Annotated in this window: 9 protein-coding genes; 1 reads left to right on the top strand and 8 read right to left on the bottom strand. The window is 65.5% G+C overall.

All coding sequences use genetic code 11. The annotated features are described in order from the left end of the window. On the bottom strand, window positions 1-415 hold a 415-nt coding region (gene lgt, locus AC30NL_RS11895; RefSeq protein ID WP_489464212.1), incomplete at its 3' end, for a prolipoprotein diacylglyceryl transferase. Between the two features lie 87 nt (window positions 416-502). Between lgt and ilvD the strand changes: the two genes are divergently transcribed. Next, window positions 503-2,182 carry a dihydroxy-acid dehydratase gene (gene ilvD / locus AC30NL_RS11890; protein ID WP_489464211.1) on the top strand — a complete coding sequence of 560 codons (1,680 nt, stop codon included), beginning with the start codon at window positions 503-505 and terminating at the stop codon, window positions 2,180-2,182. A 207-nt stretch (window positions 2,183-2,389) separates the two neighbouring features. Here the strand turns inward: ilvD and AC30NL_RS11885 are convergent, their stop codons facing one another. The 7 genes from AC30NL_RS11885 to AC30NL_RS11855 are packed head-to-tail and all read right to left on the bottom strand — an operon-like array spanning window position 2,390 to window position 12,504. Continuing rightward, window positions 2,390-5,332, bottom strand: coding sequence for a response regulator (locus tag AC30NL_RS11885; protein WP_489464210.1), 2,943 nt, complete (start codon window positions 5,330-5,332; stop codon window positions 2,390-2,392). Beyond that, window positions 5,329-6,444: a chemotaxis-specific protein-glutamate methyltransferase CheB gene (cheB, locus tag AC30NL_RS11880; RefSeq protein WP_489464209.1), complete on the bottom strand. Its 1,116-nt coding sequence runs from the start codon at window positions 6,442-6,444 to the stop codon at window positions 5,329-5,331. Before cheB ends, AC30NL_RS11885 begins: the two co-directional genes overlap by 4 nt. After that, window positions 6,441-8,498, bottom strand: coding sequence for a hybrid sensor histidine kinase/response regulator (locus AC30NL_RS11875; RefSeq protein ID WP_489464208.1), 2,058 nt, complete (start codon window positions 8,496-8,498; stop codon window positions 6,441-6,443). The genes cheB and AC30NL_RS11875 overlap by 4 nt, the downstream gene beginning before the upstream one ends. Before the next feature lie 20 nt (window positions 8,499-8,518). Continuing rightward, window positions 8,519-9,982 (bottom strand): CHASE3 domain-containing protein, encoded by a 1,464-nt coding sequence (locus AC30NL_RS11870; protein ID WP_489464207.1) that lies wholly within the window; start codon window positions 9,980-9,982, stop codon window positions 8,519-8,521. 4 nt (window positions 9,983-9,986) lie between these two features. Then, window positions 9,987-10,529: a chemotaxis protein CheW gene (locus tag AC30NL_RS11865; protein ID WP_489464206.1), complete on the bottom strand. Its 543-nt coding sequence runs from the start codon at window positions 10,527-10,529 to the stop codon at window positions 9,987-9,989. After that, window positions 10,529-12,055, bottom strand: a complete 1,527-nt coding sequence (locus tag AC30NL_RS11860) for a CheR family methyltransferase (protein WP_489464205.1) — start codon at window positions 12,053-12,055, stop codon at window positions 10,529-10,531. Before AC30NL_RS11860 ends, AC30NL_RS11865 begins: the two co-directional genes overlap by 1 nt. Next, on the bottom strand, window positions 12,052-12,504 hold the full coding sequence (locus AC30NL_RS11855; RefSeq protein WP_489464204.1) for a chemotaxis protein CheW: 453 nt from the start codon (window positions 12,502-12,504) through the stop codon (window positions 12,052-12,054). Before AC30NL_RS11855 ends, AC30NL_RS11860 begins: the two co-directional genes overlap by 4 nt. Between the last annotated feature and the right edge of the window lie 383 nt (window positions 12,505-12,887).

Below are 12,887 nucleotides of genomic sequence, written 5' to 3'. Positions count from 1 at the left end.
CGAGACCGAGCGGCACGCAGGGCGCGACGAGATCGGTCACCTCGAAGAAGGGCCGCCGGCGCATCCACGCGAACAGCGCCATGGCGGCGATCACGCCGAGGAGGCCGCCATGGAACGACATGCCGCCTTTCCACACCGCAAAGATCTCCAGCGCGTTGGCCGCGTAGTACGTCGGCTTGTAGAACAGCACATAGCCGAGCCGCCCGCCGATCACCACGCCGAGCACGCCATAGAAGAGCATGTCCTCGACGTCGCGGCGGGTCCAGCCGCGATCGGCGAACTGCGGCTGGCGCACCCGCAGCGATGCGAGCCACAGGAACAGGCCGAAGGCGACGAGGTAGGTGATGCCGTACCAGTGGATGGCGATCGGCCCGAGCTTCAGGGCGATGGGGTCGAACTGGGGGTGGACAAGCATGCGCCGCGGCTGGGTGTTTGAGCGCGGATGATAAGGGCCGCCGCCGTATCATCGTCCGTCCCGCTGCCAGTTTTCGAGAACACCGTCATGAGCCTCAACCGCCGCTCGAAGAACATCACCGAAGGCGTCGCGCGCGCCCCCAACCGCTCCATGTACTACGCGATGGGGTACGAGCAGGGCGACTTCGCGAAGCCGATGGTCGGCGTGGCGAACGGCCACTCCACCATCACGCCGTGCAACTCGGGCCTGCAGAAGCTGGCCGATGCGGCGGTGGAAGGCCTGAAGGACGCAGGCGCCAATCCGCAGATCTTCGGCACGCCCACGATCAGCGACGGGATGGCCATGGGCACCGAAGGCATGAAGTATTCGCTCGTGTCGCGCGAGGTGATCTCCGATTGCGTCGAAACATGCGTCGGCGGCCAGTGGATGGACGGCGTGATCGTCATCGGCGGCTGCGACAAGAACATGCCCGGCGGCCTCATGGGCATGTTGCGCGCCAACGTGCCGGCTATTTACGTCTACGGCGGCACCATCCTCCCCGGCCACTACAAGGGCCAGGATCTCAACATCGTGAGCGTCTTCGAAGCCGTGGGCCAATACAGCGCCGGCAACATGAGCGAGGAAGACTTCTGCCAGATCGAGCGTCGCGCCATTCCCGGCAGCGGTTCTTGCGGCGGCATGTACACCGCCAACACCATGAGTTCGGCCTTCGAGGCGCTGGGCATCAGCCTGCCCTACAGCTCGACGATGGCGAACGTGCATGACGAGAAAGTGGTGTCGACGAAGGAGTCGGCGCGCGTGCTCGTCGAGGCGATCAAGAAGGATTTGAAGCCGCGCGACATCGTCACAAAGAAGGCAATTGAGAACGCGGTCGCGGTCATCATGGCCACCGGCGGGTCCACCAACGCGGTGCTGCACTTTCTCGCGATCGCGCACGCGTCCGGCGTTGAATGGACCATCGACGACTTCGAGCGGGTGCGCAAGAAGGTGCCAGTGCTGTGCGACCTCAAGCCGAGCGGCAAATACCTCGCCGTCGACCTGCATCGCGCGGGTGGCATCCCGGCCGTGATGAAGGTGTTGCTGAAGGCCGGGTTGTTGCATGGCGATTGCATCACCATCACCGGCAAGACGGTGGCCGAAACGCTGGCTGACGTCCCGGACTTGTCGCCCGACCAGGACGTGATCCGCTCGATCGACAAGCCGATGTATGCCGAAGGCCACCTCGCGATCCTCAAGGGCAACCTGTCTCCCGAAGGCTGCGTCGCCAAGATCACCGGCCTCAAGAATCCGGTCATGACCGGCCCGGCACGTGTGTTCGACGACGAGCAATCGGCACTCGCCGCCATCATGGCCAAGAAGATCGCCGCTGGCGACGTGATGGTCCTTCGCTACCTCGGGCCCAAGGGCGGTCCGGGCATGCCGGAAATGCTGGCCCCCACGGGTGCGCTGATCGGGCAAGGGCTGGGCGAATCGGTGGGCCTCGTCACCGATGGGCGCTTCTCCGGCGGGACATGGGGCATGGTCGTCGGCCATGTCGCGCCAGAGGCCTATGCGGGCGGCAACATCGCGCTGGTTCAGGAAGGCGATTCGATCACCATCGATGCGCACACCTTGACGCTTCAACTCAACGTGAGCGACGAAGAACTCGCACGCCGACGTGCCAACTGGAAGGCACCCGCGCCGCGCTACACCCGCGGCGTTCTGGCGAAGTTCGCAATGTGCGCGTCGAGCGCCAGCTCGGGGGCGGTGCTCGACAAGTTCGAGTGAGAGGCTGAGAGGCAGCCCTTTCAAGGTCGTGCATTGGCTCCTCTCCCCTTTGGGGAGAGGTTGGGTGAGGGGCTGCGGCGATGCCCCATGTCCGCATTCACCGCCCACGGCCCTCACCCCAACCCTCTCCCAGAGGGAGAGGGAGCAATACCAGACTGTGTAAAGACCTTGAAAGGGGTGAGGCTGAGAGGCTGGACGCAGTCCAGGTTATGAAATCGGCAGTGACCGACCACAGGCCCGCCTGACTTCGCCGATGAAGCGGTCCTGGCGAAAGTCGCTCTTGTCGATGACGTTGAGCATGTGACTCTTCAGCAGCAGGCGGTCTTCTCGACTGAACTGCTTTGCGGTCACCACGATCACCGGGATTTGCGCCGTCGCCGGCTCGCGCCGCAGGGCCTCGACGACCTCGATGCCTCCCAGGTCGGGCATGAGCAGGTCGAGCACGACAAGGTCCGGCAGGCAGCGACTGGCCTGCTCGATCCCGTCCTGGCCGCCATAGGCGCGCAGCACCTTGTACCCAGGCTTGCTCAGATAAGCCCCCATCAGCTCCACCGCGCTCGGGTCGTCATCCACGACCAGAACGCTCACCTCGTGCGTCGACGTGGGCTTGACCCCCAGCCTATCAAGTTCGCGCGAAAACTCGTGCCGACCGACCGGTTTCTGCAGGACGGCCGACGCGCCCAGCGAGAGGCCGATCTCATGGTCGGCCACGACTGAGACCACGACCACAGGTACATCGCGCCAGCCAGGCAGGCTCTTGATCCGGCCGAGAAGATCCCACCCGTCCATGCCGGGCAGCAGGATGTCCAGCGTGATCAAGTCCGGCACGCATTCGCCCACCAACTCCAGCGCAGCCTCCCCCGATCTCACATGGCGAACCTCGAAGCCAAGTGCCTCGAGTTGGATACGCATCAGCTCCAGGGCCAGCTCATCGTCTTCGACCACCAGTGCGAATGGTGCAGCCGAGGGGGGCTGCCACGGCGCCACCACAGGCAGCGCTGCCGGAATCGTGTCGCTGATCTGCCAGGGCAACCACAAGCTGAAACAACTGCCGCGACCGGGCTCGCTCGTCACCGCGACGCAGCCGCCATGCAACTCAGCCAGTCGCGACACGGTGGCCAGACCCAATCCGGTGCCTTCGATCTTTCGAGTCAGCGGGTTCTTGATCTGTGTGAACGGCGTGAAGAGGCGATCCATGTCGGCGCGTGCAATGCCGATCCCGGTGTCGGACACGCAAATCTGCGCGAAGGTGTCACAGGGACCGTCGGGCAGCGGCATGCGGACCCCCGTCGCGAAACCCGGCAGCGCGGTCGATGCCTCGTTCCGATCGACCAGGCGAGCGCGAACCGCAACCTCGCCGCCGTCAGGCGTGAACTTGACCGCGTTGGACAGCATGTTGTAGATGATCTGCCTGAGCCGTCGTCGATCGACCTTGAGCGGCTCCGCGCGGTCCAGGCCCGACACTTCGAGGCGGATTCCGTGGGCAAGCGCGCGCTCCTTCACGACCAGCAAGGCATCCGCAAGCAAGCCGTCGAGATCGACGGCTTCCAGGTCGATCTCGACCCGGCCTGCTTCGATCTTGGAGAGGTCCAGGATGTCATTGATCAGCGACAGCAGATGCCCGCCGCTGTCGTGAATATGGCAGACGAAGTCGCGCTGGCGCTGCGTCAGCTCGCCCGCAAGGCCGTCTTTCAGGATGTCCGAAAACCCGATGATCGCGTTCAATGGCGTACGCAGCTCGTGCGACATCGTGGAGAGAAACTCGGTCTTGGCCTGGCTCGCCGCACTCAGCTCCCGGTTCGTCTGCGCCACCTCGAACTGTCGCGCCTGCAGTTCGGCATTGACTGCCTGCAGCACGCTGTTCTTCTGTTCCAGGATGGACAGAAGATCGGCACGGCTTTCGGCCAGTGAGCGCACGGCGCGCGCCTCGGTCGCTTCGATTTCGACCTTGAGCAAGTCGGTGCGAATGCGCCGGTTCTCGTCCTCGAACTGCTTGCGTCGAATCTGCGCACGTACGCGTGCCTTCAGCACCTCGAATTCGGCGGATTTCTGGATGTAGTCGTCGGCTCCCGCGTCCAGCCCGTCGAGCATCGCAGTGCGGTCCTCGACCGCGGTCAGCAGGATCAGCGGAATCTCTCTCACCACGGGCGCAGCCTTGATGCGCTGGCAGGTTTCACGGCCACTCAGGCCCGGCATCATCAGATCGAGCAGGATGCAGTCCATGCTCTGCACCGCCAGCAGCTCGAGCGCCTCCTCGCCAGAACGCGCCGGGACGACGTCGTAGCCTTCATCGCGCAGCGCCGACGCCAGTTCGCCCAGAAAGGTCGGACTGTCGTCAACGGCCAGAATCTTCTTCGGACCGAGCAGGCTCGCCGTGTCGTCGGAGACGGGCGTCGCTGCGCTGCGCAACACCGCCGTGAGCCGCGCGAGCACGATCTCCACGTCTTCTTCCTTGCGCACAAAGGCGTCTGCCCCCGCATCGAGCGCGCTGAGTTCGGCTTCGCGATCCTCCGCACCAGTGAGCAGCAGGCACGGCATGCCGCGCAGGGCTGCGTCCAGGCGCAGGCGGCGAATGACCGTGGCACCGTCCATGCCAGGCAGCATGCCGTCGACGATGACGGCGCCCGGGCGCGAGACAGCCGCCATGCGCAGCCCCTCCTCGCCGCTGCTTGCCACGAGAACTGAATAGCCGGCCTGTTCGAGCGCCTGGGCCAGCGCCTGGCGGAAGGTCATGCTGTCGTCGATCAGCAGGATCGTCGAACACGGCGAGCCGCTCCCGGTGTGCCGCATTCGCAGCAGTTCGCGTGCCTTGGCAACCATGTACCCTGTGTCATAGGGTTTGCCGACGTATTCGTCGGCCCCTGTTTGCAGGCCACGCAAGCGGTCCTTGACTTCGGCCTCGGAGGACAACATGAGCACCACCGCGTGAGACGTGGACTGTGACGCGCGAACGTCCTCGAGCAGGTCCACGCCATCGCCGTCCGGCAGCAGGACGTCGAGCACGAACACGTCGACCGCATGCTGCCCGATGGCTTCTCGCGCCGCGGCGACGGTGGCACAGCCCACGGCATGGAACCCCGCGGCCTCGAACGCCTCTTGCAGGTCCATGCGTACCGTCAGGCTGTCGTCGACGATCAACACCGTGGTCATGACGGCCCCCACGACTGAACCCCGATCGGCACGGACGTCAACCCGGTCAGCGCCGATCCGATTTCGCCCAGCGGCAAGACCCGTTCGGCGGCACCCAGCATGACGGCCTCGCGAGGCATGCCGTAGACCACGCAAGTGGCTTCGTCCTGCGCAATGGTGGCACCGCCGGCCTGCCGCACGGCCAGCAGGCCCGCCGCGCCATCGCGACCCATGCCCGTGAGCAGGCAGGCCGCCACCGAGGCGCCGCAGTCTTGCGCAACGGACTCGAACAGGCAGTCGACAGACGGACGACAGGAATGCCGCTCGGCATCGTGCGTCAGGCGCAGTCTTGCGTCGCTGACGACGAGGTGCCGATCAGGCGGCGCCATGACGACTCCGCCCCCCAGCGCGGCCAGCCGTTGACCGTCCTGCGCGTATGCCACGCGGTGCGGCGTCTGCGCATCGAGCCACTCGGCAAAAGAGCGTCCGAAGGGTTCGTTGATGTGGAGCACAAACAGCACAGGAACACTGGCTCGCGGCGGCAGTGCTTGCAGAACCTGCACGATGGCCCCGGGCCCACCGGTGGACGCTCCGATCGCGATGAGCGAGCAGCGGCGCTGGCCCGTTTGCTGCAGTGCTTGCGGCACTGCAGCCCGACCGGCCGCGGTGCGACGCCCCCGCAGGTGTGTGATGACCGGGATGCGCGACACCATCTTCAAGGCCGCGACGTAGTCGCGTTCCCAGTCGCCGTCGGGCCTGGCGCCGTCCGGCTTGTCCAGTACGTCGATCGCGCCCGCGGCCAGCGCGTCGTATGTCTTGAACAGCTCGCCCCGATTCGTCGATGACGACACGATGAGGATCGGCGTGGGGCAATGCGCCATGATGTATTCGGTGGCAGCCAGCCCGGTCATCAGCGGCAGCATCATGTCCAGGCTCACAACGTCAGGTCGCAGGGCGAGGCACAACTCGATCGCCTGCTTGCCGTCCCCGGCCTCGCCGACGACGTCGAAATCGGGATGGGCAGTGAGCACTTCGCACAGCCGTTTGCGCACCGTGACGGAATCTTCTACGACGAGCACGCGAAGACGCACCGTGCGGTCGCCGCGTTCAGCGAACGCTTGGACGCCGTTCACGATGCCACCTGCGTCAGTTGACGCACGGCCCTCAGGAAGTCGTCCTGCGCGAACTCGCTTTTCACGATGTAGCCTTGCGCGCCCACGTCCTCGCCGCGCTGCCGGTCCTCGACCGACGAACGTGACGTGACGAGCATCGCGGGCACATCACGCATGGCCGGGTCGGCACGCGTTTGTTCGACGAATGAAAACCCGTCCATGCCGGGCATCTCGACGTCGACAAGGTATAGCGCGTAGCGTCGCCGCTTCGCGCGCTCCAAGCCTTCTTCCGCCGACATCGCCGAGTGCACCTCGTAACCGGCGGACTCCAGGATGCTTTGTTCCAGCATGCGCGTGGTCAGCGAGTCGTCGATGACCAGCACTGGCACCCGGGCGGCGGATACTTGCGGCGCCGATGCGCCCGCGCGCTGCGCCTCGTTCACCAGGCCATCGGGGTCGAGCACGATTTGCGGACAGCCCTCCACGTCTAGCGTTGCCCCGGCGACCACCGGGCTGGCCATCGCCGACTCAGGCAGCGCGCGCAGCACGATGTTGGCAGTGCCCAGCAGCCGATCGACGCCAATCGCTGCGACCCCGCCGGCTCCCTCGACGATCACCGCCGATCCAAAACGGGCGGTGCTCGGTCGGGTTGTATTCCGCAAAACTCGCGACAAAGGCACGAACGGCATGACCTCGCCCTCGTGAAGCAGGGCGTCGCCCTGTGCGGTCCGCGCGATCTGCTGCGCGTCGAAGCGCACGGTGCAACGCACGGCATCCAGCGGTATCGAGACAGCGGCGTCGTCGGATTCGACCACCAGCGCATCGAGCGACGCGAGCGAAAGCGGCACGCTCAAAGTCAGCGTTGTCCCCTGGCTGCTCGCGGTGCACACCGACACCTCGCCGCCCAGGCGATCAACGGCTTCGCGCACCAGATCGAGTCCGACGCCTCGCCCGGACACTTCGCTCACGACAGCAGCCGTGCTCAAGCCGCCGCGCAAGAGCAGTTGAAGCAGTGCCTGCGCATCGAGGTCCTGCGTCACAGTCGCCAACCAACCCTTGCGCTGCGCTGCACGGCGCACCGCATCCAGATCGACGCCTGCGCCGTCGTCGCTGCAGCGGAAGACAACGCGCCGCCCCTGCCGCGCCACGTCCAGCGTGACGCGGCCTTCGGGCGGCTTGCCCGCAGCGGTTCGCACGCCCTCCGTTTCGATGCCGTGAGCGACCGCATTGCGCACCATCTGCAGCAGCGGCCCCTGCATGGCGGCAAGCACTTCCGCGTCCAGGCGCACCCCGCCGCCATGACCTTGAAAGAGGACCTTCTTCCCGAGCGTATGCGCCACGTCGCGTGCCGTGCGTTCTAGCGACGTGAAGAGCGTGGCCGCCGGCACCAGCCGCAGTTGCTCGGCAGTGTCGCGCACCTGTCGCAGCTCGCGGTCCATCTGTTCCATGGGCGAGGCCAGTCCACGCTCGAACCGGCCGAGGAGTTCACGCAACTCCTGCACCGTCGAGCGCGATGCGCGGGCCGCGATGTCAGCGGAACGGCCTTCGCCACCCGCACGGCGTGGCGCCAGTTGATCGGCCAGCAGGTCGGCCATGTCGTTCACGCGTCGCATCACGCCCAGATGCCGGCGCAACGCGGCGATCTGGGCATGGGTCTGCGCAATCCCATCGAGCAGGACGTCCAGCTCGGCAAAGTCGGGCCGTGCAATGTAGAGTCCGTCCATCGGCGCCGGCGTGTTGGTTTCGGCCGCGAGAGCGGGCGCGGGCGCAAGCGTTGCCATGTGAGCGCTGATGCGGTCCAGCCCGCCAAGCACCGCATCGATGTGCTCGCGCCGTAAACCCTGCGTCGATTCGCGGAACGGCGCGAGTGCGTCTTCGATGGCGTGGGCATGGTCGGCGATTTCGCTCTGGCGTACCACGCGCGCGGCACCTTTGAGCGTGTGCGTCAGGCGCAGAAGCCGAGGCACCAGTTGCAGCTCGCCTGCACCCTTCTCCAGGTCAAGGACGCCGCGCCCCAACTGCTCCAGCAGTTCACGCGCCTCGACGCGGAAGTAACGGTAGGGGTCCTTGGCCATGGTTCAGAGGCTGAGAGCCTCTAGGCCGCGGTTTGCGGCTGCACGAGACGCAGCAGATCCTTGGACAGACCAGCGAGCTGCGATGCGGTCTGGAAGGTCTGTCCGGAACTTGCCTCGGTTTCACGGGTGGCCTGGGCTGTGCTCGCAATGGCCACGTTGACCTGCTCGACGGCCGTGGTTTGCTGCTTGGTGGACAGCTCGATCTCCCGCGCCGCCTCGGTCGTCGTGGCGACGAGGCTTGCGATTTGCCGGAACGAAGACGCGACCTCATCGAACTGCCGCGATCCTGCGTCAACGGCCTTGGACCCGGTCTCCGTGGCCATCACCGTGGTGTTGACGGCACCGCGCACGTCGTCGATGAGCGTGCGGATCTCCTTGGTCGACCCGGCCACGCGATCGGCCAGTTTGCGGATTTCGTCGGCCACCACGCTGAAGCGCTTGCCTGCATCGCCGGCTCCCGTGGCCTCGATGGTTGCGTTGATGGCGAGAATGTTGGTCTGCTCGGCGAGTTCCGACACGATGTCGAGCACAGCGCCGATCTGCTGCGATTTCTTGCCCAGTTCGAGCATGTGGTTCACCACCAGGTCCACCTGCTGGCGGATGCCGACGATCGAATCGTTGGCCTTTTGCACCGTGCCGTCGCCAGAACGCGCAGCGCCGACGGTCTGCTCGGCAATGCCGGCCACACGCTGCGCACTCTCTGCAATTTGTCGCGACGTGGCGAGCAGTTCGCTGATCGTCGTCGTGATCTCGTTCATCGACGTTGACGACTCCCGTGCCCCCGTGGCCTGCTGGTTGGCCGCGGACTGCAGCTCCGTCGACGAGCGCTGCACGTGCTGCACCGCCGCTGCGATCTGGGTGGTCAACGAACGCGTGAGCACGATGCCCGCGCCGCTGACGAAGAGCAGGCAGAAGGCGGTTCCGAACACGATGGTGGAGCGCGAGTTGCCTGCCGCTGCTTCGACTTCTTCGGCACGCTGCTTGAGCAGCTCCCGTTCCTCGTGCTCCATTTGCTCCGCCACGCGGCGAAGGTCGTCCATGGCCCTCTTGCCTTCGCCGCCCCCCACCACCTTGATCGTCGGCTCCAGGCCCGCCTGCCGGCGCAGATCGATCGTGCGCTTGAGTTCGGCCAGCTTCGCCGCCACCAGCGAGTCGGCTGTGTCGATGCGCTTTTGCTGGTTGGGGTTGTCCGCGGTGAGATCGCGCAACTCCTTGATCAGCTTGGTCGTCGAACCGATGGCCGAGTGGTAGGGCTCGAGGTAGGCCTCGTCGCCCGTGATCACGAAGCCGCGCTGGCCGGTTTCGGCATCCTTGATCTGGCTGAGCAGCCCCGCAATGTGCTCGAGCACGTTGTGCGTGTGCGTGACGAGGTGGCTCGTCCTGGTGAGCGAATCAATGCCGCGATAGGCCACGATGCCGATTCCCAGGAGCAGCAGAAAGGAAACCGCGAATCCGAGCGCGATCTTTCGTCCGAAGGTCCACATGGCCTCACTCCTTTGATGAAATGTTGTGTGGGTGTCCCTGCCGGATCGTCTCGAGCACGGAGAACACCGATACCACCGGGCGCGGAACGTCGTCGCAGCGCAAGACTTCCCGCACGTGCGGCCGCGTGAGCTCGGAAGAGATGGGTTGCACACTGGCTTCGCGCGGAGAGCGCAGATGACCATCGAAGGCGTCGAAGGCCAGCCCGACTGGCATGTCCGCTGCGATCGCTGTCCACCGGGGCGGCTCGCTTGCCGGATAACCCAGCAGCACCCGCAGGTCGAAGATCGGGATGACGGCACCGCGGAATCCGGTGATGCCCAGCAGTGCCGGCAGCGGGCTGGGCAGGAGCGTCACTTTCTTCAACGGCAAAAGGCTCGAGATGTCGGACAGACGCACGACATGCGGGTCGGCGACTATCCGGATGGCCAAAAAATTGTCGAGCGCCGCGCTGGAGGTTTGTGCCGGTTCCGCGAACGCGCGGTCGAATGCCAGCCGCAGTTCCAGTGCCTTCTGCGAGATTCCCAGGGTGGTGTCGTTCGCGCCCATCAGAGCACTCCCGCGCTCGCGCACAGTTCGGCTCGGCACAACGCAAGCAGTGCGTCGCGGTTGAACCCCCCGCCGAAGAGCAGCAGACGCGAAGCGTCCTCGCGCTGCAGAAGAAGCAGTGCCTGGCCGAGTTCGCGGCGCACCGCATCGAGGTCGCCGCTGCGGCGGGCAAGCAGCCCCAGGTGCAGGCGCGGCATCGCGAAGCCGGGGTCCAGGTGGACCGCGCGCTGATGACCTCCTCTTGCGCCGATCTGATCGCCAGCGGCTTCGCAGCACAGGGCCAGCACATAGTGCGCCCCGGCATTCGTCGGATCGATGGCCAGCAGCCGCTGACATGCGGCTTCCGCAGGGTTGAATTGCCCGCTGTGCGCCAGCAATGCAGCGTTCAAGAGAAGCATATCGGGGGCTTGCGCCGACTCGGGCGGAAGGGCCTGCACCAGACCCAATGCATCGGCAAAGCGCTCTTCGCGAAAGAGATCGAACACTCGCCCGAGATGCGAGTCGCATCCTGCGGATGACGCGGTGCCGCGCGACGACGGGAGCATCGCTTGCGCCGTCAGCATGCGCACACGTTCCGCGGCCTTGCCGATGGCCTCGACCCAATCGTCTGCGCCCTCTTCACTTCTCGAAATCATGGGCGAGGTGACGTCAGACAGGCAAGTGTCCTCGGGCTGCGCGTCCGCTGCCGCGGACTCACGCGGGTTCTTGCGCTGGTAGTAGAAGGTGCCGTGGGTGTGTCGCAGGTGAAAGTCTTGCGACAGGCCCCGCAGAGTGTCTGTGTGACCGAGGAACAAGAAGCCGCCCGGGGCGAGTGCCCGGGCAATCCGCGCCACTGTCGAACGTGCGCCCTGCGGGGTGAAGTACATCAGCACGTTGCGACAGAAGACCACGTCGTAGAAATCCGACGGCCACCATTCAGAATCGTCGTCGTGGAGGTTGCGCTCATTGAAGCGGACCGCCGCGCGGATCGTGTCGTCGAGCACGAGGTTGCTACCGTCCCGCCGAAACCAGCGCTGCTGCATGTCGATGGGCGTCTCACGCAAAGCCCAGCTCGAATAGCGGGCGCACTGCGCTTTCCGGATCATGGCCGGGTTGAGGTCGATGGCGTGGATCACGAGTTCCCAGGACGGGTCCGGCAGCATGTCGCGCAGCGTCATCGCAATCGAATACGCCTCCTCGCCCGAAGCGCAGCCAGCCGACAGGATGCGCAAACATCGGGTTGCTGCGCGGGCGCGCAGGCGATCCGTAGCGACACATTCGCGCAAGGCGTGGAACTGCTCGATGTTGCGAAAGAAGTAGGTTTCCGAGACCGTCAATTCCTGCGCCAGCGCGCCGATTTCGTCGCGGGCAGCGCCGCATTCCAGTCGCGCGAGATAGGTCGGTATGTCGCAGGGTGCCGACTCGGCGTGACGGACCAGCAGGTCGGCCAGCCACGCCCTCTTCGCGTCCTCGAACTGAAGGCCGAGCCGTCGAGCAATGAGCAGCCTGAAGCGCTCGACCAGGGGCAATTCGACCGAGGGCCTCATGATTGCTCCTGCGAAACCAGGTGGAGCTCTTCGGGCAGCAGCCGCACCGCACGCAATATCAGCAGCAGCTGTTCGTCGAGAAGCCCGATGGCATCGACAAAGTCGGCCCCAGCATTGGCGAGCAGCGGCGGCAGGACACGCAACGTGCCTGCAGCGACGGGACGCACGCCGAGCACCTGATCGACGGCCAGCAAGACGCGACGCTCGCCGACCACCAGGCTGACGAAACGTCCGGGCTGGCTGTCCGCATGACAGACGAGGCGCGCTGCATCGACGACCGGCACTGGGTCACCCCGCAGCACGCTGAGGCCGCGCACGAACTGCGGCGCATCCGCCATGGCCTCGACCGGCAGCGGACGCATGATCTCGACGACGTATTGCATTGGCAGCGCACACAGCCGGGTCTGCACGCGGCAGATCAGCAAAGGCGCCGAAGCGTGCGAGTCCACGCGGAATCCTTGAGCAAGTGCATGCGATCACGGCAGATGCGCATCGCGCGAAGAGCGAGTTCGCGCGTGATCGATACGATCATTGTCTTGGCCTCCCGAGCGTCAGGCTCTGTGATGCCAACTCTCGCACGCTCGGCCCGGGCCGTCACCCTGTCAACTCTTACATCGTGCGCAGGCGGCGCACCCTTGCGCTTTGCGCGCTGTCCCGCCAAGCGGAAATTGCACCGACAAATGGCACGACCGCGAAGCCATTCCGCGGAACGGCTTTCTCACACGGCAGCGTCAGAGGCTGAGAGTATTTCGATCATGCCCGCTCATCACGCCAAAAGACCCCTGCTCGTCGTTGCAAATGCTCGCCATAGCCCTGGCTATGGCTGCGCTTT

Origin of the sequence: Rhizobacter sp. (genome assembly GCA_021153565.1) — a bacterium.
Taxonomy (GTDB): Bacteria; Pseudomonadota; Gammaproteobacteria; order Burkholderiales; family Burkholderiaceae_C; genus Albitalea.
Note: the sequence above shows the minus strand (reverse complement) of the source record. Positions and strands in the feature narration are given on the sequence as shown.